At 41.7% G+C, this 25,738-nt stretch carries 26 protein-coding genes and 1 tRNA gene; 9 read left to right on the top strand and 18 right to left on the bottom strand.

Translation table 11 applies throughout. From position 1 onward, the window contains the following. Genes METTI_RS02350 through METTI_RS02335 form a run of 4 tightly spaced genes read right to left on the bottom strand, consistent with a single transcriptional unit; the run spans nucleotide 1 to nucleotide 3,992 of the window. Nucleotides 1-390 (bottom strand): molybdopterin dinucleotide binding domain-containing protein, encoded by a 390-nt coding sequence (locus METTI_RS02350; RefSeq protein WP_023844207.1) that lies wholly within the window; start codon nucleotides 388-390, stop codon nucleotides 1-3. Between the two features lie 10 nt (nucleotides 391-400). After that, nucleotides 401-1,210, bottom strand: a complete 810-nt coding sequence (locus METTI_RS02345) for a formylmethanofuran dehydrogenase subunit C (protein WP_023844206.1) — start codon at nucleotides 1,208-1,210, stop codon at nucleotides 401-403. A 5-nt stretch (nucleotides 1,211-1,215) separates the two neighbouring features. Then, the gene (locus tag METTI_RS02340) at nucleotides 1,216-2,970 is read right to left on the bottom strand and encodes a formylmethanofuran dehydrogenase subunit A (protein WP_023844205.1); all 1,755 of its coding nucleotides are present in this window, start codon (nucleotides 2,968-2,970) and stop codon (nucleotides 1,216-1,218) included. Between the two features lie 2 nt (nucleotides 2,971-2,972). Next, nucleotides 2,973-3,992, bottom strand: coding sequence for a 4Fe-4S binding protein (locus tag METTI_RS02335; RefSeq protein WP_048135734.1), 1,020 nt, complete (start codon nucleotides 3,990-3,992; stop codon nucleotides 2,973-2,975). Between the two features lie 555 nt (nucleotides 3,993-4,547). Here METTI_RS02335 and METTI_RS02330 point away from each other — a divergent pair. The 4 genes from METTI_RS02330 to METTI_RS02315 all read left to right on the top strand — a co-directional run bounded on the left by METTI_RS02330 (nucleotide 4,548) and on the right by METTI_RS02315 (nucleotide 6,965). Then, nucleotides 4,548-5,126, top strand: coding sequence for a hypothetical protein (locus METTI_RS02330; RefSeq protein ID WP_023844203.1), 579 nt, complete (start codon nucleotides 4,548-4,550; stop codon nucleotides 5,124-5,126). Between the two features lie 144 nt (nucleotides 5,127-5,270). Next, complete coding sequence (locus tag METTI_RS02325; RefSeq protein ID WP_023844202.1) at nucleotides 5,271-6,152, top strand: shikimate kinase; 882 nt, start codon at nucleotides 5,271-5,273, stop codon at nucleotides 6,150-6,152. 128 nt (nucleotides 6,153-6,280) lie between these two features. Further along, nucleotides 6,281-6,568, top strand: a complete 288-nt coding sequence (locus tag METTI_RS02320) for a chorismate mutase (RefSeq protein WP_023844201.1) — start codon at nucleotides 6,281-6,283, stop codon at nucleotides 6,566-6,568. Between the two features lie 10 nt (nucleotides 6,569-6,578). Beyond that, nucleotides 6,579-6,965 (top strand): 5-(carboxyamino)imidazole ribonucleotide mutase, encoded by a 387-nt coding sequence (locus tag METTI_RS02315; protein ID WP_023844200.1) that lies wholly within the window; start codon nucleotides 6,579-6,581, stop codon nucleotides 6,963-6,965. Here the strand turns inward: METTI_RS02315 and METTI_RS02310 are convergent. Both METTI_RS02310 and METTI_RS02305 read right to left on the bottom strand, forming a co-directional pair. Continuing rightward, nucleotides 6,962-7,792: a methanogen output domain 1-containing protein gene (locus METTI_RS02310; protein ID WP_281170051.1), complete on the bottom strand. Its 831-nt coding sequence runs from the start codon at nucleotides 7,790-7,792 to the stop codon at nucleotides 6,962-6,964. The two genes, METTI_RS02315 and METTI_RS02310, sit on opposite strands and share 4 nt — an antisense overlap. Before the next feature lie 201 nt (nucleotides 7,793-7,993). Next, nucleotides 7,994-8,791, bottom strand: a complete 798-nt coding sequence (locus METTI_RS02305) for an ATPase domain-containing protein (RefSeq protein ID WP_048135055.1) — start codon at nucleotides 8,789-8,791, stop codon at nucleotides 7,994-7,996. Between the two features lie 276 nt (nucleotides 8,792-9,067). On the opposite strand from METTI_RS02305, the gene METTI_RS02300 reads away from it, so the two are divergent. Together METTI_RS02300 and METTI_RS02295 are read left to right on the top strand one after the other, a co-directional pair. After that, nucleotides 9,068-10,795, top strand: coding sequence for a 2-oxoacid:acceptor oxidoreductase subunit alpha (locus METTI_RS02300; protein WP_023844197.1), 1,728 nt, complete (start codon nucleotides 9,068-9,070; stop codon nucleotides 10,793-10,795). Next, complete coding sequence (locus METTI_RS02295) at nucleotides 10,796-11,650, top strand: 2-oxoacid:ferredoxin oxidoreductase subunit beta (RefSeq protein ID WP_023844196.1); 855 nt, start codon at nucleotides 10,796-10,798, stop codon at nucleotides 11,648-11,650. Between the two features lie 11 nt (nucleotides 11,651-11,661). Here METTI_RS02295 and METTI_RS02290 read toward each other — a convergent pair whose 3' ends face one another. The 10 genes from METTI_RS02290 to thiD form a co-directional block, all read right to left on the bottom strand. Beyond that, nucleotides 11,662-14,232, bottom strand: coding sequence for a PAS domain-containing sensor histidine kinase (locus METTI_RS02290; RefSeq protein WP_048135053.1), 2,571 nt, complete (start codon nucleotides 14,230-14,232; stop codon nucleotides 11,662-11,664). A gap of 207 nt (nucleotides 14,233-14,439) precedes the next feature. Further along, nucleotides 14,440-15,036, bottom strand: a complete 597-nt coding sequence (locus METTI_RS02285; RefSeq protein ID WP_023844194.1) for a HemK2/MTQ2 family protein methyltransferase — start codon at nucleotides 15,034-15,036, stop codon at nucleotides 14,440-14,442. Nucleotides 15,037-15,045: 9 nt separating this feature from the next. Continuing rightward, nucleotides 15,046-15,855: a 16S rRNA (adenine(1518)-N(6)/adenine(1519)-N(6))-dimethyltransferase RsmA gene (rsmA, locus tag METTI_RS02280; RefSeq protein ID WP_023844193.1), complete on the bottom strand. Its 810-nt coding sequence runs from the start codon at nucleotides 15,853-15,855 to the stop codon at nucleotides 15,046-15,048. 14 nt (nucleotides 15,856-15,869) lie between these two features. Beyond that, nucleotides 15,870-16,466 (bottom strand): DUF655 domain-containing protein, encoded by a 597-nt coding sequence (locus tag METTI_RS02275; RefSeq protein ID WP_023844192.1) that lies wholly within the window; start codon nucleotides 16,464-16,466, stop codon nucleotides 15,870-15,872. 79 nt (nucleotides 16,467-16,545) lie between these two features. Beyond that, nucleotides 16,546-16,899, bottom strand: coding sequence for an RNA polymerase Rpb4 family protein (locus METTI_RS02270; RefSeq protein ID WP_023844191.1), 354 nt, complete (start codon nucleotides 16,897-16,899; stop codon nucleotides 16,546-16,548). 162 nt (nucleotides 16,900-17,061) lie between these two features. Beyond that, nucleotides 17,062-17,355, bottom strand: a complete 294-nt coding sequence (locus tag METTI_RS02265; RefSeq protein WP_023844190.1) for a 50S ribosomal protein L21e — start codon at nucleotides 17,353-17,355, stop codon at nucleotides 17,062-17,064. A gap of 66 nt (nucleotides 17,356-17,421) precedes the next feature. Further along, nucleotides 17,422-18,714 carry a tRNA pseudouridine(54/55) synthase Pus10 gene (locus tag METTI_RS02260; protein WP_023844189.1) on the bottom strand — a complete coding sequence of 431 codons (1,293 nt, stop codon included), beginning with the start codon at nucleotides 18,712-18,714 and terminating at the stop codon, nucleotides 17,422-17,424. Between the two features lie 82 nt (nucleotides 18,715-18,796). After that, complete coding sequence (trmY, locus tag METTI_RS02255; RefSeq protein WP_023844188.1) at nucleotides 18,797-19,393, bottom strand: tRNA (pseudouridine(54)-N(1))-methyltransferase TrmY; 597 nt, start codon at nucleotides 19,391-19,393, stop codon at nucleotides 18,797-18,799. Nucleotides 19,394-19,453: 60 nt separating this feature from the next. After that, nucleotides 19,454-20,749, bottom strand: coding sequence for a DEAD/DEAH box helicase (locus METTI_RS02250; RefSeq protein WP_023844187.1), 1,296 nt, complete (start codon nucleotides 20,747-20,749; stop codon nucleotides 19,454-19,456). A 76-nt stretch (nucleotides 20,750-20,825) separates the two neighbouring features. Beyond that, entirely contained in the window at nucleotides 20,826-22,157 is a 1,332-nt protein-coding gene (gene thiD / locus METTI_RS02245) for a bifunctional hydroxymethylpyrimidine kinase/phosphomethylpyrimidine kinase (protein WP_023844186.1), read from the bottom strand. Nucleotides 22,158-22,438: 281 nt separating this feature from the next. Here thiD and METTI_RS02240 point away from each other — a divergent pair, with 281 nt between their 5' ends. From METTI_RS02240 to purF, 3 genes are all read left to right on the top strand, one after another. After that, a complete protein-coding gene (locus METTI_RS02240; protein WP_023844185.1) occupies nucleotides 22,439-22,657 on the top strand; it encodes an LSm family protein in 219 nt (72 codons plus the stop codon). Nucleotides 22,658-22,775: 118 nt separating this feature from the next. After that, complete coding sequence (locus METTI_RS15470; RefSeq protein ID WP_023844184.1) at nucleotides 22,776-22,946, top strand: 50S ribosomal protein L37e; 171 nt, start codon at nucleotides 22,776-22,778, stop codon at nucleotides 22,944-22,946. 23 nt (nucleotides 22,947-22,969) lie between these two features. Continuing rightward, nucleotides 22,970-24,385 (top strand): amidophosphoribosyltransferase, encoded by a 1,416-nt coding sequence (purF, locus tag METTI_RS02235; RefSeq protein WP_023844183.1) that lies wholly within the window; start codon nucleotides 22,970-22,972, stop codon nucleotides 24,383-24,385. A 369-nt stretch (nucleotides 24,386-24,754) separates the two neighbouring features. On the opposite strand, the gene METTI_RS02230 is transcribed toward purF, so the two are convergent. Then, a tRNA-His gene (locus METTI_RS02230) sits at nucleotides 24,755-24,829 on the bottom strand. Between the two features lie 123 nt (nucleotides 24,830-24,952). Then, nucleotides 24,953-25,732, bottom strand: coding sequence for a sulfide-dependent adenosine diphosphate thiazole synthase (locus METTI_RS02225; protein WP_023844182.1), 780 nt, complete (start codon nucleotides 25,730-25,732; stop codon nucleotides 24,953-24,955). Nucleotides 25,733-25,738 lie beyond the last annotated feature (6 nt).

Below are 25,738 nucleotides of genomic sequence, written 5' to 3'. Positions count from 1 at the left end.
TTATTCACCTCCCATGTACAGCTTCAGGACAACTTCCTCGGCGCTGAGTACCTCTTCATCAGTTGGTTCTACTGTAACAGGAGCTCCCTTATAACGTGGTGAACCTGTTGAGAATGTGTCTGGCTCAACGACAACATTAGCCCAGATGGACCTTGGTATGAATACCTGTCCTGATCTCATTGCCTCTGTTACCTTTGGACGAACTGCAACTGTGTGCTTTCCGTCTCTGGATGTTACTGCTACCTTCTCAGGGCATCCAAGAGATGTGTAGTCCTCTGCACACATCCAGCATACTGCACATTCCTTTGTGTAATCATCGGAATACTTGTTGCCACCTTTGGCAAGTCTTCCTTCGTTAATTGTACTTCCTGTGTTGAGTAATGCTTCCATGATTAACACCTCACAGACACTCGTTGTTGTCACAGGATACGTACATTACACCCTTTCCTTTCTGTGGAATGGCATAGTCGCCTGTGAACTTCTTGTATTCTCCAGGGCACTCGATGTCGCCGAACTTGAGGTCTGACTCAACACCTTCCATTGTAAATCCTGGTGTGAATCTCTCAATGCAACCACCGACAACGATAGTACCACCGGTCATCTCTGCTCCGACAGTTCTGAAAGCGTTTCCTTTTATTACGAGAAGACCGCCGTTAATGCGGATTCCGCTGAAGTGTTTGACACTACCGCCGATAATTATTTCTCCGCCTGCAAGGCCACCGCCTACCTGGCTGACTGCGTCACCGTCTACAGTGATACGTCCGCCGGTCATTCCTTTCCAGCTACCACGGTATGCGCAGCCAATGTGGTCTTTCGCATTACCTTTGATGTGGATGGAACCGCCTTTCATATCCATGCCAGCCCATGATTCAGAGTCACCTTCAACGATGATCTCTCCGCCACTCATTGTAGATCCTGTGTGCATACCTACGCTGCCCTTTACCAGAATCTTTCCGGCAGTCATTTCCTGTCCGATACGCTTTACCCTTGGGATATCTCCGTCAATAATGATGGTTGTGTCCTCTGCTGAGCTTCCACCGTTTCCTTCTACTGAGAAAAAGTCTGAAAGAGGATATTCTGCAGGGCCCTGCCAGACAAGTAACTTTCCGATCTCATCTGCATTTTTACCGGCAAAGTTGTCAGGTGTGACAACCTCTGCCTCAACGGTAAGGTCGAAATTTCCTGTTGGTTTAAGAATTACGTCTGCCATTAGTATCACTTCTCCGCATTTACCTGAATTGGTGTTGGGTTTGCCAGATACTTGTCAGGTGTTGGATAGTGTTTGAATCCGAGTGAATAGTACTTGAACCATTTCTTGACATCCTTGAGCATACTGTTCTCTGCATCCTCATCGGTTGCAATGTCAGAATAGAATGTGTTCTTCTCAGGGATTGCAACGATCTCGCCCATCTGGGAAACTACTTCTCCTGCCTTGATGGTGTATGCAGCGTTCTCGAATCCTCTTATGATGCTCTCGTAGTCGTTGACTTCGAGACTCTTTGGATCAATATCATAGATTGCGACGTCACCGTCTGCACCGACACCAAGTGTACCCTTCCTGTATGACATACCGATTGTCCTTGCAGGGTTTGCACGGGTGATAGTTGCTATTTCAAAGAGATCCATTTCCCTTGTCTCTGCACCAAGATCGGTTCTGTCCTGTGCCCACTTGTGGCATTCTGCAAATGTATCCTGTCTTGCCTTGTTGGACATAAGCCATGCAATGACCTGTGGGTACTTTGTGAATGGTCCGCCGTTTGGACTGTCAGTTGTCATGATGCTCTTCCATGCGTCCTTGACGTAGAGAAGTACTTCAAGACCCATTGCCCACTGTACACTGTGTACAGGGTTGCCCTTCAGGTATTCGAATGGGAGTACACCGGAACCACATTCAAGTTCCACATCTGTGTTTGACCACTTGTGGCCTGTGAGTACGTAGAGGTCGTGGATTGCAGGACCGTCACCGGTCATGACTGTTGCGTCACCGAATGGTACACAACCACTGTCCATTACAACGTGATCGACACTGTTTACATAGTCGGTGATTCCTTTTACACCAGACTCAAAGTCTCTCCATGATGTACCGCCAAAAGCATTGAACTGGCAGTGTGTAAGGTAAACTGATTCGTGCCTCTTAGCATCTCTTTTTGTTTCTGACCACTCAACATCTGCGTTTGGCTTTGCCTTAACATTCTTTGGTATCTTGAGTGAGTCCCTTGTGATTTCCCAGCATCCCGGGTGACCAAGGTTGTTTGCGTGCAGGTGCACTGGCATTGGGATACCGAGCTTCTCGTTAAGCTCTGTAAGTCCCTTGATCATATCTTCAGGTGTAGTTTCGAAGTGAATATTGGACTGGTCAAGAGCTCCTACGTTCTCTCCCCATCCCCAGTTCTCTACACCTGCAGGGTTGACACACTTAATTCCGTATGTCTTGTGGGTCTTCATCATCCATGAAACGTATGCTGCTGCCTTGTCGATATCTCCTTCCTTGAGGTATCTCATAAGGAACCAGTTGTTACCCAGTACAAGATATCCACCCATGTCAAGCATAGGTGTTGAGCGCATTTCCTCGTGTGTGTGGCGTGCTTCCATTGGTGGGACAGCTGCCTCAAAAACAGTTGTGTATCCCATCTTGGAGTACTCGTATCCACCAAGGTAAACTGATGGTACACTGTATCCGCAGCCTGAGTGTGTAAGTGGCGTCTTCTTCTGGTAGTGCCTGTAGTGGTCTTCAGGTCTCATCATCCTACCAACGTTGACCTTAGCTCCTGCAACGTGGGAGTGTGAGTCAACACCACCAGGCATTACTGTCTTGCCCTTTGCATCTATTTCCTTTGCATCTTTCATGTCGGCGCCGGAAAGCTCAGTGACTACCTTTCCGTCTTTGATGAAAATGTCCATCATTTCGCCGTTAATGTCGTTGAGCGGATCGTAAACGTAACCGTTCTTGATTGCAATAGTTCCTGCCATGTTTAAACCTCCCTCTTCTCAAGTGTAATGGCACTTACAGGGCAGATCATTACACATGCACCGTCTGATCCACAGAGATCCTGGTTAACGACCTGTGCCACACCGTTCCTTACTTCAAGGATCTTCTTGCCATCGACATCGTTCAGGCATCCTGCTGCAACTTCTTCATCCGTTGCATTTACAGGACAGACAATTACACAGTTTCCACATCCAAGACATGCATCTTCATCGATAACAAGTGTTGATGTGAGTGTAGGTCTCTTCATTTCCGCATTGAGCAGTTTCTTCTCAAGAAGTGTCTTTTTGTCGACTTCCGGAAGAATTCCTGTCTTTGTAACAGTAATAGCTTTAACAGGACATGCCATGTCACATGCACCACAGTAAATACATGCATCTGCGCGCTGTTCTACCTTGTTTACAATTTCTCCTGCTTCCCAGTCAGGGTTAAACAGTGCATTGCATGGGCATACATCTACACAGCTGCGGCATGCAGTACATACTTTATCATCCTGTACCCATGTGCCTTCAAATGGCTTTTCAACGCTGATAGCTTCAGCAGGACAGACTTCTGCACACCAGCCACAGTGTATGCAACATTCTGTGTCAATAATAGTTTCACCGTCTACACTGGCAGTTCCATCGTTGGAAAGCCACTGTTTGACTTCAATGCAGCCCTGTGGACAGATCTGTTCACAAAGTCCACAGTGTACACAGTTGTCATTGACTGTTGTGTCCTTAAGTGCAACGCTTATGTAAGCATTATCATTTACAGACTCGCCGGCCTGTTTCAGTTCAAGTGCACCTGTTGGGCATGTCTTAGCACAGATTCCACATACAATGCAGAGTTCTGTCTGGTTCTCAAGGAAATCTTTGTCGATAAGTCCTCTGGCCACGGCTCCAACTGAACCGATAACTAATGAACCTTTAGGACATGCCATAACGCACGTTCCACAACCGATACACTTCTCAGGAGTGTATTCGAGTTGCTTGTCGTCTTTTACTCCAAACACTACTTCGTTCATTTGATCTTCTCCGTAATCCTGCCTAATAAGTACAAATGCTTCCAGGTCATGTCTTGTGAAAGATTGCAGCGGTTCTGCAGAAAAAATGCAGATATCAGTATTACTGAGGCCACTAAAGAACATTTCTCAATCAAGCACTTTTTGTGTTTGCGGGCATGAATACGCCTTTTTCAACAAGTCTTACTTTCAGGCTAAAAACCCTCGGAAAAACTTGCTTACAATCTTGATTCTCAATGATCGTGTCACTTTACTTAAATTCCAACCCATGGGGTCGGGAATTGTAAAATATAGTGACTCGTATTTGTTATAAAAGTATCGTTTGTATCTGTTGTTGTCGTTTGTATTTTTTGACTGTAAGTTTACCTCGCCAACCAACTGTATATATATTTTAATAAAAAGCATATTTTTCGCAGGATTTATATACTAAAACTTATCCCATATAATATGGGGTATATATTTTGGTCTGCGAAATTTTTTTGTATTTAGCTTATACGATCGATAACCGACCGTTTTTGCAATACTTTTATGATACCCTCATTGTGAGGAGATGGGAATGTGCCTTTGATGAGTATAATAGGATGTATGGAATATGAAAAAGAAATTGCCAGGATACTGGCTGAAGATAAGACTATAGAGCACATCATCGTAGTAGATGATTCAAGCTCATCTGAGCTGGTGTCTGATCTTGAGCATATGGGTGTGAAACCAAAAGTGCTGTATCCGGAGACAATCCCTCCGGGACTCAAGAAAAGTAAAAGTTTTAATGTGCTTGTCACACTTCAGGATGATACTGTTTACAAGTCCCCACAACATCTCAAAAATGAGACATGTGAAAAAATAAAGTTCTACGGACCTGTTTCAAATGGTGTGCTTATGTACTCCACTTCATGCGGTAAATTATTACAGGAAGAAGGAGTCGATTTCCACAACAGCAAGTTTATTCTGGAATTATTGTCTGAAGATGATACTAACAATAGTGCATATTTGAAAGAGAAACTTGACGAATGCCTTGCTGGTTCCGCCAGAAAAAGGGAAAAACAGAACGAGGCTAAATCTCTTGACATGGAGGAAAAGCACAGGGTTTGTTACAATAGATTAAAGGACATGATCCTGACACCAAAGACAAATTCATAAGTCATGTGTAGTATTTCTGTTTTCATTCCTGTAAACATTATTCTTTAATAGTTTACAGTACTGGTATGGGTAAAATACAGGGTTTTGCAGAGTTGTACATTTTAATCCAAATCCTGGATTTTTAAAGGATAACAGGGTAACATAATGGTAGCAAAAGGAAGTGCTTATGCACTTGGTGCAGGTACGGTAATAAACGCAATAGCCACATGGAAAGGTGCGGCTTTTGGTATCGATCTGAAGACATTTGCTGATGTGGAACTCACAGATGAAACAACATCGATAAGCGGCAGCATTCAGGGAATGCCTGACGCGGATACACAGCTTATTGAAAGATCGGTTTCATATGTACTTGAGCATTTTGGAATTGAGATGGGTGGCACAGTAAATACTCGATCAGAGGTTCCTCTTGCAAGTGGTCTTAAAAGCAGCAGTGCAGCTGCAAATGCTTCGATTCTTGCAACTCTGGATGCCATTGGCGAGGAGCTGGATCCTTTTGATGCTGTTAAAATGGGTGTACAGGCTGCCCTTGATTCAAAAGTGACAATCACCGGTGCTCTGGATGATGCATGTGCATCCTTTTACGGTGGTTTTGTAGTAACTGACAACAAAGCCATGGAACTTTTGAAAAGGACAGAGCACGACTATGAGGTGTTGATATTTGCACCTGATGAAAAGTCATTCAGTTCAGGTACCAACGTAGATAATTCAAGGCTGATAGCCCCATGGGTTGATATGGCATTTGACCTTTCCATGGAAGGCAAGTTTGAAAAGGCAATGACACTTAATGGTTTTCTTTACTGCGGTGCCCTGGGTTTTGACACGGAATTCCTGATGCGTGCTCTTAATATTGGTGTTGAAGGAGTAACACTTTCAGGTACAGGTCCTTCATTTGTTGCACTTGTAAATAATGAGCAGGCAGGTATTCTTGAAGATGCCTGGAAAGGCTATAATGTCAGCGGAAACGTGATAAGGACAAAAGTAAATAACAAAGGTGCTCATAAAGGTGCATGCTACGAAACAGCATAGCTTAATTTGTATAATTTGAAAAATAACATTCAATAACCGTCACTCATCATCAATAAACAATGATTGTAAATCAAAATCATATTCTTAAGTTGTAGTAATAAATAGATGTTTTTACATGCGGGGTATACATGTCCACTATCAAAGAAGTACGCACGGAAATAGAACAGATTGATAGCGAGATCATGCAGCTTATTCATAAGCGGGTAGGTATGGCTGCTAAGGTACTTGAAGCGAAGAAACAGGAAAAGATCAATATTAACGATCCGACACAGAATAATGTGGTTCTGGATCGTGCAGCAGATGCTGCAATAGAATTGAATCTTGATGTTTCTGCGGTAAAAGAAATATATAATATATTGATAAGGATGAACATCGAGCGTCAGCAGGAGCTGAGAGGCGAAGGTAATCTTCCTTAGGAGGTAAGAAATGGTTGATATTGCAATAATAATGGGTTCCGAATCCGATCGTTCTGTTGCAAACAGAGTGACCGGAGTGCTTGATGGTACGGATTATTCATACGATGTCCAGGTAATTTCAGCTCACCGTAACCCGGACAAACTGGATGAGTATGTTTCTCAAAGTGATTCAAAAGTATACATTGCCATAGCAGGATTGTCTGCAGCGCTTCCGGGTGTCATTGCATCAAAAACAAAAAAGCCTGTAATCGGCGTTCCTGTGAGCGCAAAAATGATGGGTCTTGATGCATTGCTTTCAACAGCTCAGATGCCGCCCGGCGTTCCGGTAGCAAGTGTTGGTGTTGACAACGGCGCAAATGCTGCCCATCTGGCAATAAGAATATTGGATCTTATCTAATATTCTATTTTATTAAGCTGGAATAAACATTGTTCATCCCCATTTCCCATTGTTTCAATAGCCTCAACTTCAAGTTCCTGATCATAGGTGTCAAGAATTCTTGAAAATATTCCTCTTGAAATGGTACAAAGAATTGGGTTAAGCTGAGCTTCTTCTTTTCCCCAGGGGCATACATTGCCTTTAATAAGGAATACTGTATTTTCCTCCTCGCCGGGACCTGATTCAAAATTGGCGCCAAGCTGGTTGATGATATTACAGCATATATCTCCAATTCCCTCATGTCCGTTTTCACGACTTCCGGAATCTGTATTTTCAAGAATAGATTCCACTACCATGTCTATCATCTGGTGAATAACAACACTCTTCTGTTCGGCTGGAAGTGTGCGAAGTAATGTCGGAATAATCTGTGTGAGCACTGATCTTATTTTGTTCTGAAGGTTTAGTTTATCCCTTTCCTCAAGCAGATCATAGTGCATCTTCTTCAGTTTCAGCAGTGAATTTATACGCGTAAGCAGTTCCATTTTGTTTACAGGTTTTGTCAGGAACTCATCAGCACCAGCCTCTATTCCGGATATCCAGTCATCTCTGCCGGAAAGTGCGGTGACCATAATAACAGGAATAAACTGGGTTTCAGGATCACCTTTTAACGTTTCACATACCTGATATCCGTTAAGGTCCGGCATCATAACGTCCAGAAGAATAACATCAGGTTTTTCCTCGGGAACAAGATCAAGTGCGTCTCTGCCGTTTGTAGCAGATACGATAGAGTAATCATCTTCCAGATATGCTTTAAGCAACTCTATATTCATGATCTCATCGTCAACGATGAGTATTTTCGGATTATCAGTAAGAGTAATGGTGAGGTCTCCTGGTGCGTTTTGTTGGATGGTTTGAACTAGTTTTCAGTTCAATTATATATTTAAGTTTTTATTATATATACCTAATGCTTTTTAAGGTAAAATAATAAAATATGTAAAAAACAGATTGAAAATCTACCTTAACTATTACCTGTAAAAATGCAGGGAGAATCAAAGTTCAACAAGTTTTGCCTTTGAACCTTTAAGGCTGATTCCTGCAGACGTAATATCAAATATTGTAATATCAAGGGATATTTTTGTGCTTCTCATCTTTGGTATGCTTAAGAAACGTTCATTTTTGCCTGTATATGGATTTTCCTTAACCATGAGCTTGACAGAACCGTATGTTGAATAATCTGCAATCTTATGAGTCATCTCATAGGCAGCTTCATCCATTATGTAAAGAGCTGTTGTCTTCTGTTTTGCAAGCATACGGTTAATAGTATCAAATTTATCCCTGAATTCCTTTGGCATCAGACCAAATGCAAGCACTCCTATATTATCAATAACAGCCACATCTGTATCTTCAGGTATCAATCTGACGAGGTCAATTATGTCAATTTCCTCAATGTTAAAACCTTCCTGATCAAGTCTCATATGCCTGTCAAGATGGGTTTCTTCGATAATGTCAATCTCAGTATCACTGAAGTCATCAACGAGGTGAGCTTCCCGGGCTATTGAACGGGTTCTAAACTCTATGACCTGTTTTATTACAAGCTGTCCCTTCTCTATAAATGATTCCAGTCCAAGGCCAAGCATCGCAGCCTGCTCCAGTACGTCTTCCGGAGTTTCTTCAGTTGCAACCATTACACACTTTTTGCCGTCCATGCATGACTTATGGAGAAAGTGCAATCCAAAAATAGTTTTTCCAGCACCCGGTACACCTGTAATAAGGATTCCTTTACCTCTCGGATAACCGCCACTAATTTTTTTGTCAAGGTTTGCTATTCCTGTGGGCATTCTTTCCATATGTATCACGTCAGACTGTATAATTATCATTTTTCAACGAATTATATATTATTAAGGATAATATATTATATAAATATATTCTTAGATGGCTCCCAATAGCTAATTTTGGTAACAGGATTATCATAAAATGGTATTATGTGTAAATAGTGCAAAACATCGTGTTTTTTAAAAGTTAGATTCAGTTTTTTGCGAATGTTTTTATATATTAGCCTCAGAAAATAAGAAGGGATTGGTATCATTACCATCGGGTATAAAATAATAGTATAGGGGATAATCGTGACAATAGATCTCAATATTAAAGTAGGGGGTGCAGCCGGCCAGGGTCTTCAAACCACCGGCATGGCCCTTGCCAAGACATTAAAGAAAAGTGGATTCCATGTTTTTGCAACGCAGTATTATCTTTCCAGGGTGCGCGGCGGACACAACACATTCAAGATTCGTATAAGTGATTCTCCAATTGCTGCAATGAATGAAGGTGTGGATCTGCTACTTGCACTGGATTCAGATTCCATCGACAAACACCTCTCAGAAGTAAACGATGGTGTGGTGGTTGTTGATGCGGATAACGTAAAAGTAAACAGCAGTTCCGAATCTATTTTCCACGTTCCGATGCTGGAAATCGCAAAGGACGTTTGCGGTGACAAAATTTATTCCAATTCAGTTTCCATGGGTGCTGTGATTGGTCTTCTGTGTCTTGACCTGTCTAACCTTGAGGAAATACTGAAAATTTCTTTCAAGAAAAAAGGCGAGGAAATTATACAGAAAAACATTAGTGCTGCAATAGCAGGTTATGATTTTGTTAAGGAAAATTACCCAGGTGGCTGCAAGTTTGCTATAAATGATCCCGGGGAGAAGGAAAAGATGATGCTCATAAGCGGTAACGAGGCAGTAGGCCTTGGTGCCCTTGCTGCAGGAGTACAGTTCCTTGCTGCGTATCCAATGACTCCTTCAACAGGTGTTATGACCTATGTGGCTGCAAATGCGGATAAATTTAATGCTGTTGTGGAACAGGCAGAAGATGAGATTGCAGCACTTAACATGGTACTTGGTGCTTCTTATGCGGGAGCTCGTTCCATGACTACCACTTCTGGAGGAGGATTTGCCCTTATGACTGAGGCTCTTGGATTGGCGGGCATCACAGAAACTCCGGCTGTAATATTCCTATGTCAGCGTCCAGGTCCTGCAACAGGTCTTCCAACTATGACTGAGCAGGGGGATCTTCAGTTTGTCCTGACGGCTGCACAGGGTGAATTCCCAAGATGTATACTTGCACCGGGAACGCCGGAAGAATGTTTCTATCTGACTGCTGAAGCTTTTAACATTGCTGACAAATACCAGATTCCTGTATTTGTGCTGAGTGACCAGTACCTTGCAGATTCTCTTTTCACTTCAAAGAGATTTGATCCATCAAAAATAACTGTGCAACGTCACCTTCTTTCCGATCAGGATCTGAGAACAAAGAAAGAAAAGTATAAACGCTACAAAATTACTCCCATGGGAATATCTCCGCGTGCTTTGCCAGGTCAGGAGGGAGTTCTTGTTCTTTCTGACAGTGACGAACATGATGAGTTCGGTCACATATGCGAGGATGCGGAAAACCGCATAAAAATGAATGATAAGCGCATGAAGAAACTGGAACTTCTCAGTGATGAGATATCCGTTGCCAGAGTTTATGGCGACCCCGGCGCTGAGATTTCTCTTATAGGGTGGGGTTCAACCTGCGGTCCTCTTGCAGAGGTTGTGGATATTCTGAAATCTCAGGGTAAGTCGGTAAATCACGTCCATTTCACTCATATCCATCCGCTTCCGGTTGAAGCAACCAGGAATTTATTCTCTAAAGCTAAAAAGACCGTTTGTGTGGAGAATAATTCCACCGGGCAGTTTGCCCGACATCTCAAGCTGGACGCAGATGTGAAAGTAACTGAAACAATTCTTAGATATGATGGAGAACCCTTCAGTCCCGAATTCATAATTGCTGCCCTTAAGGAAAAGGAGGTGATCTGAGTGGTCAGCATAGAAGATTATGGTAACTTTGAAACAGCATGGTGTCCTGGATGTGGTAATTTTGCAATTCTGAAATCTATCAAGCAGGCACTTGTAAACCTTGGACGTTCACCTCATGAAGTACTGGTGGCATCAGGTATCGGTCAGTCAAGTAAAACCCCGCATTACCTTAATTGCAATGGTTTTAACGGACTTCACGGACGTTCATTACCACCTGCAACAGGTGCCAAGATTGCCAACCATGAACTTACTGTAATTGCTGTAACAGGTGATGGAGATTGTTATGGTGAAGGAGGGAACCATTTCCTGCACACCGTCAGAAGAAATCCTGACATAACAATGATTGTGCATGACAATCAGATTTACGGACTTACAAAAGGGCAGGCTTCGCCTACAAGTGAGATTGGTATGAAGACAAAGGTGCAGACCCATGGTGTGTTTAACATGCCACTGAATCCATTGTCTCTGGCTATATCTCTGGATTGTTCTTTTGTGGCCCGCGGGTATGCCGGAAAAGTCTCACACTTAACCTCCCTGATTGAAAAGGCCATTGAACACAAAGGTCTTTCACTGGTTGATGTACTGCAGCCATGTGTATCGTTCAATAAACTGAATACATTCAAGTGGTATTCTGAAAGGGTCTATGAAATGGATGATGCTGGTTATGAGTTAAACGATCGCGTGAAAGCATTTGAAAAGTCAATGGAATGGGGTGAAAAGATTCCTCTGGGTGTTTTCTATGTGAACGAGAAACCATGCTTTGATGATTATCTCGATGTTCTCAAATCAGGCCCTCTTTACAAGAATCCGCCAGCAACAGAAAAAGTGAATGAACTTATAGACGGCTTTATATGAGCCGTTCTTTATTATTCTTTCAAAAAGGGTAATGTGAAGGAGAAGTTACTTCCTTTTCCTTCTTCACTTTCTACAGAAATAGTCCCTCCATGCAGCTCCACAATCTTTTTCACAATTGATAATCCAAGACCTGTACCCTGGTATGTTCTTGCCGTGGATGAATCTGCCTGATAGAATGGTGTAAAGAGTTTTATCTGCTTATCCTTAGAAATCCCGATTCCATCATCTATGACTGATATTTTCAAAAAGCTTTCATTTACACTAATGTCTACTGTGACATGCCCGCCGTTTGGTGTGAATTTGATTGCATTGCTCATCAGGTTGTAAAATATCTGCTTGAACCTGATTTTATCGGCATATATGGAAATGTCCTGGTCAATTTCAAAATTAAGCTCTATATTTTTCTTTACAGCAAGAGGGTCGATTATGTTGTAAACATTTTTTATTACTTCATTAACATCAAAAGTTTCCATATACAGGTCCATTTTTCCTGCTTCGACTTTGGAAAGATCCAATATATCATTAATAAGTTCCAGAAGGTGCTTTCCACTTGTAGAAATATGGCTTGCAAAACGTTGCTGTTTTTCAGACATGTTTCCAAAATTGCTTTCCTGAAGCATCTGTGAATAACCTATTATTGCATTTAGCGGCGTCCTGAGTTCATGACTCATGGTTGCCAGAAATTCACTCTTAGTACGGTTAGCCTGTTCTGCTTCGAGTTTTGAACTAATAGTTGCTTGCTCTGCCATTTTTCTTGCAGTGATATCTTCTACGCTGACAACTATCTTTGGCTCATCAGGAATTTCGATATAGGCAGTTGAAACCAGTACATTGAGTTGAATGGTTTTACCAGCCGGGTCAAGTATCGTGGTTTTACCTTCCCTTTTATGAATATTCTTTTTAGTTACAAATGTTTCAATGGCAGAATCATTAAATATGCACTTAATACATTCTTTGTTAGTTCCACAACCATCGCCTTTTTCTGAATTTATACAGTCAAACACTTCTCCGGCTTTAAGGCCAAGCATGTTTTCTTTTTTTCGCTGCAACATTTCTAAACATGCATTATTCATATTCTCTACAATTATTTCTTCATTGAGCAGTACCATGGGTATTGGTGCAAGGTCGAATATGCTGTCAAGCATATTCTTTTGTTCCATTAATTCTTGCTCATTCTTTCGCCGTTCACTGATGTCACGGGTTATTCCAAGAAAATACCTGAAATTGCCTTCATCATCGAGTACTGGATTGATGTGCATTTCAGTCCATACTGTAGATCCATCTTTGCATGGCTGTTCAACTTCCAGTTTTCTGGGTGTATCGGGAACTACGCCTTTTTTGAATTTCCGGAAGAATTCATTCCATTGTTTCATTGCCTGAAGGCCGGATTCATTTGCAATTCTGTTTTCAATGTCCTGTTCATAGATTTCTTCAGGGCTGTATCCTCTCAATTTCTGGACAGAAGGGCTGACGTATAAGAGTTTTCCCTTCTCATTTATCATCCAGATTACATCATTGGCATTCTCTGCTATGAGTCTGAACATCTCCTCGCTCCTTTTCAGAGCATTCTCTATCTCTTTTTGTTCAGTAATGTCGGAACATACGCCAATGGTTCCCTGAATTTTTCCTGTATCTCTGTGATAAATTGGAAGACCATGTTCGATCCAGTATTTGATTTTCCCATCTTTGTTTATCATCCTGTATTCGGCATCGAAACTTTCACCATTCAAACGATACGCATCTATTGTCTTCATTACTCTTGGAAGGTCTTCGGGATGCACATGTTCTGACCATGAATCAAGATTATTTTTGATTTCTCCCTGCTCATATCCAAGGTGTTTATCAATATCTCCAAACCATTCCATCTGGTCTGTTTTCATGTCCCATTCATATATCAGGTCACTAACACATTGTGCAGCTATCCTGAAACGTTCTTCAGCTTTTCTCCTGGAATTGATGTCACGGAGAACTCCTATAAAATGTTTAAAATTAAAATTATCATCAATTATAGGATTGACAGTAAGTTCTGCCAGTATTGTTTGAGAGTTTTTACAAATTATCTCTATTTCAAAAACAGGTGGATCATAAACTACTCCCTTGCTCAATTCAGTTGCAAAGTGTGTGATCATATCTACACAATACACATATGATTCCTTTGTAATCCACTCTGAAAGATTCTTCTTAACAGCTTCATCCTGTGTAAATCCTGAGATCTTTTCTATGGAGGGGCTGAAATAGGAGAAGTCTCCTTTCATATCCATTACAAAAATTGCATCATTTACATTTTCTGTAATAAGGCGGAATTGATCATCATTTTTCTCAAGAAGGGAATCAAGATGTTCAAGTGTGTGTTTGAGTTCGATTTTTGAGTATGGTTCTTTAACATACCATACATTTTCTTCATTCTCTATTGTTTTAAAAAAGAGGTCATCGGGGTTTGATACTATGAACAGGATAGGTAAATTGCTGGAGGATGCGATTTCTATTGCTTCTTCTACGTATTTCAGGTCATTGTTCCCAACTCTGGAGATAAATACTAAATTGTTTCCCGATTCAGGGATTTTCGGCTTACCATCATCCACGTGACATATGGAAAATACTTGATGTATCTCCTTTAGTTCTCCTTCAAGCCGATCATGGTTTTTTTTCGCAAAGTCGAGAATTATCGCTTTAATCATTTCTACCAGTTATTCCCTTGCCATAGCCAATTTCAAGAGATAAATCTTGGTCATATTTTATGCAAACATAATATATAATACCCGGCTATACAAATGTGTGCCGGTATTTTATCAGTGATCCATTGCATTTGCCATGATGACCACCAGATTTTCAAAAGAGCATTTTTCACTGGCAATAACCTCTGCTTTGAATGAGTGTTTTCCCATTTCCTCAATCACTTCGTCTATGCCTGTTAGTGATGAAATCAGCATAAGGATAAATCCCTGAGGTTTGAGGTAGTTTCCAACCTGTTGCATAAAAGGTTCTACGTCCTTGCGTCCATCTAAGCCGCCGTCAAAGGCATAGTTAAGCCACCCTGGTACTTTTTCCTCATTTGATGTGGGGAGGTAAGGAGGGTTGAATATCACAATATCAAATTGTTTTTTTCCTTTAAGGCCGCAGAACATGTCAGTTCTTATTACCTCTATTCCGTTTGACTTTGCACATTTTGCAGCTATTGGACTAATCTCAGTGGCTATAAGGCTAATAGTCCTGTTGGCTTTAAGAACAGCGGATACAAAACCAGTTCCGGTTCCAATCTCCAGAACGTTCATACCATCTTTAACAAGGTCAAGCGCAGTATCTGCAAGTAGATATGAATCTTCAGCAGGTTCATAAACCTGCTCGGCCAGTGTGACCCTTGCGCTTCGGTGTTCAATTGTAACCATGGACAAATGCTATTTTTCTTTATGTGTGAACATCATATTCGCAAGTTTTGCGAATTCTTCCGGTTCAAGATTCTCTGGCCTTTTATCAAGCAATTCCTGTGGTAATTCATTTATGAATTCTTTCATATCTTCAATTCCCAGAAGCTGTTTGTTCCTGAGTATGGAATTTCTCATCTTCTTTCGTCTCTGTCCGAAAACAGCAGTGACAAAATTAAGGAAATATTCCTTGTCCAGAACTTCAAAATGGGCAGGACGTGGTTTTATTTCCACGACAGCTGAGAGCACTTCAGGAGGGGGAGAGAACGCTCCTCTGGGTATTTTCATTATCATGGAAGTATCAGCAAAATAGTGTGCATTGACTGACAGACGACTGTAATCTTTAGAATTGGCTTGGGCCACAAGTCTCTGTGCAAATTCATACTGGTACATCAATACTGCCAGTTTAAAATCGTATTTGAATAGCTTAAATGTAATTTCAGATGAGATTGAGTAAGGAAGATTAGCAACGACTTTGTCAAAAGCCGGGAAATCAACGTCAAGCACATCTCCGTTTATGAGTGTGAAATTATCAGGCTCTCCAAAGCGGTCCTTTAGTACAAACACAAGTTCAGGATCTCTTTCGATTGCAATAACATGGCCGGCTTTTGCCATTAGCCTTTCAGTGAGGTTTCCGATACCTGCACCGATTTCCAGTATTGTCTCATGGGGCTGTATGTCTGCTGCATCGACAATCCTGTCAAGGATTCTTTCGTCAATCAAAAAATGCTGGTCATGGTATCCACCGCGGATACCATATTTTTTGAGTATCTCATAGACCAAGAAACGAACACCTTTTAGTGATTACGTGGGCGGCGTGAAGGAGTTGTGAAAAGTCTGTATTTGATATTCTCATCCTTCAGCTCTTCTATTATCCTGTTTACTATGACTTTTTCAGGTGAATGCACTCCGCCGACTCTTTCATGTAGTTCGGCCAGGGTTTTGAAAGTCCCTTTCTTCCTTTCATCAATAATAGCCCACATAAGTTTCTTTCCGATTCCCGGCAGTAATTCAAGCATGTGAAGCCTGTTTGTGATTGGATGTGCATCGTTAAAGAATTGTACAAACCTGTCTTCGTCATGTTTTACAGTCATTTCCAGAATGTATGGTAACTCAAGCTGAGCTCCGTGACTAAGATCTGTATATGTGACACGATGCTTTACGTGGTCAATAAGATCCCTGTCACCGTCTCCTATGTAGACTCTTGCCTGGATATCCGGTACTTTTCCTTCTTTTGGTACAAGTTCCATAAGAACGAAATGTTTCTCTCCAACTGCCTGGACAAGAGGCTTCTTTTGATATGAAGGACGTTTATCGTCGGTGCTTCCATATGGAAGATAATCTAAAATCCATGCGTACTCTTCTTTCTCAGGTGGTTTTCCCCTTGCTGGCATATATCATTCCCTCATGTGGCATACCTGTTGCTACTGCAACTACTCTCGATGTAAAAAAAGGGGTGTATCGAATATAAATCTAATCCATTGCTTCTTCAACAAGGTTTAGCATTTCATCGAGTTCTTCTTCGGTAAGTGTGAATCTTTCCTTCGCGTAAAGTGATCTGAGTTCATCTCTTGACTGTGGCATGACATCTGCAATTCTGATTGCAATCTCAGGCTTCATTTTTTCCAGCTCAAGAAGTTTATTTACAAGATCTCTTGCTTTTTCCGGAGTTGTCTTTGAGAACATCTCTGCATGGTTGATAGCTTTACGCAGTTCATAGCCCAACTCTTCCTCATTGCTGAGGCGTTCTTCCATAATCTCGTGCAGCATACCCTTAACTTCAGGCAGGGTCAACAACTCTTCACTAAGAACTTCTTTTACTATCATTGATATACACTCTATGCATTAGTTGGATTAAGGCCACATTGGAATGGCGATGTAATTACAAGATTAATTCGGGATAAAATATTATCGCTAAATATACACAGTAAAGATATATCTAACGATAAATAAAGGTAATCCAGGTATTACACCTGAATTATTTGTGAATTAGTATTTCTGTGGTTTAAGGTGCTGTGGTAGGGATATAAGTTCCTTCATTGCGTTTCCGTCCCTGATCTCAAGAGTGTAGGCACGTCCGCGCTGTCCGGTGATCTTTCCTGTCTTTCCCTGGAACCTTGCGTGTGGCATTCCCTTCTGTACGCTAGGGTCAATGTCTATGTGAACCATCTGACCGCAGTCGAATTCCTGGATTGCCTTGCTTATTGGTGAAAGTCCTCTTTCTCTTGAGGTCTTCTTTAACTTGTATCTTGTGCAGTGTTTTTCACCGTGTGATGTTGCCATGATTATTTTCCTCCATTGAAAATATGATTTTGATGTATGAATTGTATGTAAGTCCTTAAGACTTGTTTATATGTCTACCTTTATGACGTTGAGTTCATCAACCTTTGCCTGAATGCCCAGAAGCCCTGTAAGACTCGGTTCGGTTCTTCCATCATCTCCTGATGTAAGTTCCTTAACATACAGGCCGCCATCACAATGCACTTCAATGATAGCAAATTCCTCTGTTTTCTCAACAAGTTTCATGTTGTGGACATATCGTTTCCTGACAAGGTCCGCTCTTCTGTGGGCCACTCTCTGCGGAGTCCTCTGATGTATCTGTACTCCGATAAGTGCTGTAATAGCATCTTCCAGTTTGTCCGTGGAAACAGGCTCTTTGAATGTAACTTTAAGGTTATAAACTTTATCCGCCTTTGAGGACTTCAGAGTCTCAATTACTGCCTTCTCAACAATTTTAAGTCCTTCAACCTCAACCTTTCCATCTGCAAACTTGTTAATCTTCTTTTCAAGTTCCCAGACATCTATGCTGCGTATTTTCGGGCTGACCGCTTCTACTACAAACGGCCTTCCGGTACCAAGCATGAGGGCATCGATATCTTCCCTTCCGGCACCATGGAATTTTGAATCCATCGCCTCTGTCATCCCAACAAGCTCCTTGCCTATGAGTTCATCTACAGATTCAGGATACTGCTTACCAGTGTTGTTACAATCCTCGCATCCCCTGCCGCCGCAGCTTCTGCATGGCCATCTTGTCTGTGGTATTCCTCTGACAAGTTTCCTGTACCTTCCCTGGATGTAGAGTGATTTGACCTGTACGCTTGTGCTTTCATCCGCAATGTCAAGGGTTATAACAAGATCCGGTCTCTCAAATTCCACTTCCTTGCCGGTACGTGCGGAAATGAGCTTACCAACCTCACGGTTCATTTCAGTTTTGAACTGCTCGGCCTGTGTAATGCCGCATTCACTCCAGAGTATTTCCTCATTTTCCCCAATAAGCCCACTGACCTTAGTACCTACAAGAAATGTTGAATATTCCCTGTCTCCGATACTTGTAACCGCTCTGTCTGCCCAGGCATCGAGATTATCGAAGATTCCAAGGCATACCCAGCATTTCTCATCCTCACCTTCGATCCGCAATGTCTTTCTGGCGTAATGACTGCTTTTTGCAAGTTCTTCCAGGATAGAATCATCGCCTGACTCTTTGAAGATTGCGTCGCCTTCCATTGCCAGGGCCAGCTTGATAGCTTTCCCTCTTTCAACATTGGTAAGGCCCGTGGACAATTTGGCAAACTGCCTGCCCATACAATGGTCGCAGATGGGGCCTTCTTCAATTATTTTCTTAGCGGTTTCAAGTATGCTCATTGGATCACTTTGTAGTTTATAATGGGGATTTAGGATTTGCTTAAATAGGTACTATATAATATAACCTTTTTTGACTATTTGATTATGCCTCTCTCATGTCAAGTTCATTGTGGATGATTATCATACAATGGTCTGAGTGCAGGGAAATAGGTCCGATATTAAGAGTGCATTTTGCAACCCTGTCAATCATTACCTCTTCTTCCTCGGTAACACCCATGTGATCTCCAAGAATAAACACAGCATCTGAGTTAAGTTCAGAGTATTCTCTGATATCTTCGCCATCTTCTTTCAGGTAGTAAATATCCCTGCCTGCTTCACTGAACTCATTGAGCAGCTGTTCAAGTCCTGCACGGCGTATGTATACTCCTGGAGTTGACTGTGTCTCATATTCAATTGCATCCTTTTCCAGTGCTTTTTTGATCAGGGATCCACTACTTCTTTCATCAGGATTGAGATATTTAAGCTTCTCACCATTGAATCTGACTACTTTAGCAGGATCAGGCTCTCCCTGAAGCACAAGGTGGACATTCACATCACGCCTCATTCCATGTGAAAGGAAAAGTGCTGAATTAACACATCTGCAGAGTATGTCCATCCTTCCGGCAGACCCGGGAAGATCGTTTAAGGAGAAATCTCCGCTTGTCAGTGCTTTATGTCCTATTATCACAAAATCTTTCATTGAATTTCCTCAGTTATAATTAATTATCTGGATTGTTATTGATTGTGTTTATGGTAAGGATTAGTTGTCACCTTTCAGCAACATTTTTGCAAGGGCAGATGCTATCTGTTGATAATCCACACCATCATCTGCTATGCCAGCAACGAACTCATCATATTTATCGAGTTTACCACGTCTGATGAGCATTTTTATCTCATCTGCAATCCTGTTTTCCTTAATTTTCTCGATGTCTCGGTTGCTTGGAAGTTCTCTCCTGATGATGGCAGTATTAGTGGTTTCTTCAATGGATTCCAGTTTTCCCTTTTCTTTTGCAGTTACAAAACTGTATGCAAGTCCGGGCCTGCCGGCACGTGCAGTCCTTCCTATTCTATGCACGTATATTTCCGGATCATGGGGCATGTCATAATTGAAGACAACCTCAATGTTATCAACATCTATTCCCCTTGCGGCAACATCCGTAGCAATAAGGATGCCTATATCCTCATCCCTGAATTTGTTCATGCGCTGCTCTCTCTTATTTTGTTTTACATCTCCATGCAGGGCGTCAACAGGGTAACCTCTGGAGCGCAACTTTATGACAAGTTTGTCAACTTCTTTCTTGGTATTACAGAATATAAGGGCCGACTTGATGTTCTCAGCTTCGATAAGTCGCCTCAGGGATTCAGGTTTTGCGTTATCCTTAACTTCGAAATAATATTGTCTAACCTGAGGCACTGTCATTTTTTCCTGCACCACTTTTATGTGGACAGGTTCATCCTGGTACATATCTGTAAGTTTCAGAATAGGTTCTGGCATTGTTGCTGAAAACAGGAGTGTCTGCCTTTCTGTAGGCGTGCTGTCAAGTATTCTTTCGATGTCGTCCCTGAACCCCATATTCAACATTTCATCAGCTTCGTCAAGCACAACAATTCCTATATCGTCTGTTTGAAAGTTCCCTCTTTCCAGATGGTCGATTATTCTTCCGGGTGTACCCACAACAATTTGCATACCATTTTTCAGGCCATTTGCCTGGGATTGCATTGCAGCTCCGCCGTAAACAGGTAATATTTGCATTTCAGGTATGTATTTTCCAAGTTTATCAAGTTCTTCTGCTACCTGTATAACAAGTTCTCTTGTCGGGCAAATAATGAGTGCCTGGGTCTTCTTCTCTTCTGGTTCAAGCATTTCCATAAGCGGTATGCCAAAGGCTGCAGTTTTACCTGTTCCTGTCTGGGCATGGCCTATAACATCTTTGCCTTCAATTATGGCCGGTATACACTTTTCCTGGATCTCTGTTGCTTTTCTGAAACCCATTTCACGGATACTTTTCCTTATTTCCTTTGACAGGTAAAGGTCTTTAAAAAATTCTGCTTCCATTTTATCTTCACTCTTGTGGATGCCGGGGATTAACTGTTAATTAAGTGTGTTCCTGGCAAATATAATTAATATCTAGTCATGGCTGGTACTTTTCGGCTATCTTTCTGGCAGTCTCAGCAACATCTATGGCATTTTTTCCCATTATTCGTATCATTGCTTCTTTTCCGATTCCGCCTTTGTCATATATTATATCTGGTATGGATTTAAAAGTCTCAATTGCAAAGGATGTCCCCCAGTCCATTGTGTGTGTATCTGAAGGTTCATTTTCTCTTGAGAATGATGATATGCTCAGTCCCATTTCCCTGCAAATACCAACAATAGCTTCTGAATATTTGATATTCACTGATGCTTTGAATGATGAATCATATTTCATCGCAGTCAGGATTATTCTGGCAACATGGCTGCTTGCGCCAAATTCAATATCACCAACGACATGGGCATTGTTTTTGAGTTTAACAATCCTGCCCGTAACTGCTGCTACATCTGCAGGGCTTTTTGCACTCGGGAGTGCCATTGCGATATTGCATCCTACTTCAGGAATGAGATTTGCAAAAGCATTTGATTCCTTTAATAATTGCACTCCATCTCTCGCATTATTGATGGTTATGCATCTTTCTGCATTGTTCAGGAGCCATGCAAGCTGGTTGACCGGTCCAACGCCTTTGCCCACGGGCACGCTGCCTTTGATGCCTTCAACAACAAATTCCTTTGCCATTCTTGCAGCTTCTTCTATGCTATGTCCTTTTGCAAGGTAAGATGCAAGAGAAGAGGAATAAGTACATCCTGAACCGTGGGTTCCGCCTTCTACAAAAGTTCCGGGGATTGTAAAGTACCTGTCATTACAGGAGTCATATATTATGTCTGATGCATCAAGGTGTCCTCCGGTGACGATAACGTATTTAATTCCGGTTTTACTGATTACTTTTGCGGCAATTTTTGCGTCTTCAACTGTTTTTATCTGCATTTTTGCAAGTGTGTTTGCTTCGTTGATGTTTGGTGTCACAACTTCTGCAACAGGTAAGAGTTCATCTCGCAGGGTTCGTATAGCTTCTTTGCGGAGCAGATCACCACCCGCCTCTGCAGACATAACCGGGTCCACCACAAGTTTTAACTTGTGTTTTTTAACCATATCTGCAACAGTTGATGTAATCTCTGATGAGGACAGCATGCCGGATTTTGCCCATGTGATGTCCATGTCTTCACAGACTGCATCGACCTGCTCAATAATAACATTACAGGGGATATCGTAAGCACTTCTGACTCCCAATGTGTTCTGGGCGGTAACTGATGTGATGGCACATGCAGGGTGAAGTCCCAGTGAAGCTATTGTCTTGATATCGGCTTCAATTCCCGCACCTCCGCCGGAATCTGAGCCGGCTATGGAAAGTATGACTGGTATTTTGCTCATTTAATCCCTCATTTGTTTTCTGACGTGTGACGGAGCTCTTAAATGCCTTGTCGCCTATATAACAGTTGGTCAATTGGACCTATATATCTTTGCGACTCATTTTCATAGTTTTGCAGTCTTCTGGATATCTGAAAACTGTTAATCTCGATAGTTTTATATACAGCATATGCAACATTGAGCATCGCAATATGTATATGTAAATAAACAAATTTACAAGCTAGATATTAGCTACAAGTTTAAGTGTAGAATTTATTCAGATTTATTTAACTGAGGCGGCGAAAATGGGAAACAGACCTCTTGATATATTGAACGATGCTTTGAACACACCTGTAATTGTGAGACTTAAAGGCGCAAGGGAATTCCGTGGAAAACTCCAGGGATATGACGTACACATGAACCTTGTACTTGATGATGCAGAGGAACTTAAGGAAGGAGAAATTGTAAGAAAACTGGGTAGTGTTGTAATCAGAGGTGACAACGTAGTATACGTTTCTCCCTGAAATGAACGTAACCTATAAGAACTACTAGCAATATCAAGGGTAACCTCCAAGCTGTAATTCATAGGCTTCAAAATTATTATTAATCAATTAAAGAATTTCATATTAAAGGTGATTATAAATGTCAAAAGGTACTCCCTCAATGGGTAAAAGACAAAAGCGCACACATGTAAAATGCAGGCGCTGCGGTAGTGTTTCACTCAACATTCATACAAAACAGTGTACATCATGTGGCTTTGGAAAGAGCTCACGCATGAGAAGCTACAAGTGGCAGGCAAAGTGCAAATATTAAGTCTTTTTAGACTAGGGATATAAATGCGCGAAGAATGCGGTGTTGTAGGGGTTGTACAGTTCGATGAAGAACCACATCCAGTCCCTTCCGCGCTTCGTATCTATTACGCGTTATATGCTCTGCAGCATCGTGGTCAGGAATCCGCAGGAGTAACTGTCCATGATGGTAAGGAGCCTCATACCTTAAAGGGTATGGGTCTTGTGCCTGAGGTTTTCAACAAGGATGAACTTGTTGGCCTGAAAGGCAATGTGGGTATCGGCCACGTTCGCTATTCTACTTCCGGTGACTCACGTATAGAAAATTGCCAGCCTTTTATTGTAAAATATAAGAGTGGTAATGTTGCTCTTGCACACAATGGTAATCTTGTTAATGGTTATGAACTGCGCGACCAGCTGGAGGCGGAAGGTCATGTATTCGTCGCAAATTCTGATACCGAGGTACTTGCCCACCTTCTTGTGAAGGAACTTTTGAAGTATGATCCGGTTGAGGCTGTGCGCAATGTGATGAAGCAGCTTAACGGTTCATATTCATTGACTATAATGATTGATGATATGCTCATGGCAGTCAGGGATCCTGTTGGGTTCAAACCGTTATGCTTTGGTACAATCGATTCAGGTTATGTGGTGGCTTCCGAGAGTGTGGCAATTGACACCCTTAATGGTAAACTTCTCAGGGACGTAAATCCCGGTGAGCTTCTTATTTTCCGTGATGGTGAAATTGAATCATACCAGCTCTTTGAAGAGAAATATTGTGCGCATTGTGTTTTTGAATATGTTTATTTTGCACGTCCTGATTCTATAATAGACGGACAGCTTGTCTATAAGGTTCGTGAAAGAATAGGTGAAAGACTTGCCCGTGAACACCCGGTTGATGGAGATATGGTATCTCCTGTGCCTGACTCGGGTATAACTTCTGCTATTGGCTATGCAAAAGAATCAAAGATAGACTACGAAGAAAGCCTTATGAAAAATCGTTACATCGGCCGCACATTCATTCTTCCGGGCCAGGCAATGCGTGAAACTGCCGTGCGCCTGAAAATGAATACTATTGGTCAGAATATCAAAGGCAAGAAAGTAGTTCTCATTGATGATAGTATCGTAAGAGGAACCACCTCACGCCGTATCATTGACATGGTGCGCAATGCGGGTGCTACTGAAGTGCATGCCCGTATAGGAAGTCCTCCAATAATTGCACCATGTTATCTGGGAATAGACATGGCTTCCAGAGAAGAGCTAATAGCAGCTCACAAGACTATCCAGGGTGTTGAAGCAGTTATTAATGCGGATTCTCTTGGTTATCTCAGTGTAGATGGTCTGGTTGAATCAATAGGAATAGAGCGGGATCATTTATGCGTTGGCTGCCTTACAGGTGCTTATCCTGTAGAAATTCCTGGCGAAGATATGTGCCAGAGAAGACAGTTAAAACTTAATGAGTTTTAATCTTTTTTTCTTTTTGTCACTATGGCTTAATTTTTGACAAAACAATCCTTTCATATTTTTTTATACGTTATATATTCAAAAAACCATATAACTGGTGTATAAAATCTATACTGTTATATAGTAGGAGTGCATAGACAAAAATAATCCGTTATAGGATTTGCAAGGATGTACCACCCCTTGTAATGGGATGGGGTTAATTCTTATACAGTCTTAATGGTGAGGTGGTGGTAAATGCAACGTTATGTTGCATTTCGAAAAACGTAACTTCTTTTAGTCATCTGTTTTGGTACTTATAGTAATCATTAATGTAAAATGAGATTTAGTTAAGGTAAAATCCTGATAAAAAACAGATAAAATCAATATAAAAAATGGGGCCGGGATCGAGAATCGAACTCGAATCGTAGCCTCCACAGGGCTACAGGATAACCGCTACCCTACCCCGGCTCGAAGTAGGTGCCTTACTTGAAAGCACCCTATAGATGTCCGTCTCTTACATAAACCTTTTCCTTTAGAAGCATGTTAAACAGTGTCCTCAGGCGTTTTTACTTATAAATAACATCTATTCTTTTATTCATTTCTCAGTTTTTCAATTGCAATTTCCGCAGCTCTTTTACCGGAGAGCATCATTCCACCAAAGACCGGCCCCATTCTGTGTGCTCCTGCAACTGCATTTGCGGCCATTCCTGCTGCAATTAATCCCGGATATACTTCTTTGGTAGTATCCATGAGGGCACGTTCTCCAACATCGGCCCACATTGGTTTTTCTCCTGGAATGCCAGAGCCTATTTCAGCACCAGGTATTTTTCTAAGAACCGTATTGCATATTCCTGCATCATGTCCGGTTCCGTCAATAACAACTTTTGCCTTGATGGCAAGAGGATCAACATGCAGTCCTGTCATGGAAACAGTCCCCCAGTTAATGACAAGTCCACACACAGCATCATTTTCGCGGATCATGACATCTTCTACGTCAATCAGGTTGAAGATCTCCGCACCTGCCTCCGTGGCTCCACAAATAAGTTTTGCAACAGATTCCACTGAGCTTGCAACATAGTATCCTTCTTCGTACTCGTGGTAATTGATATCAAAGTCGTCAAGGATATGTTTTGCATCTTCCTGCACAACTATACGTGGGAACATCATTCCTCCTCCCCACATTCCTCCGCCAATTGAGAGCTTTTTCTCAAACAGCACAGTTTTAAGACCCGCCTCTGCCAGATACTTAGCAGCTACAAGGTTTGCAGGTCCTCCACCTACAAGTGCAACGTCAACATCTGTGTAATCAATAAAAACCTTTGAAAATTCATCAACTATAGCCCTTGTTATGATTAGTTCATCAAGTTCCATCTTATT

Origin of the sequence: Methanolobus tindarius DSM 2278 (genome assembly GCF_000504205.1) — an archaeon.
GTDB lineage: Archaea > Halobacteriota > Methanosarcinia > Methanosarcinales > Methanosarcinaceae > Methanolobus > Methanolobus tindarius.
This window is presented reverse-complemented; position numbering and strand designations above follow the sequence as displayed.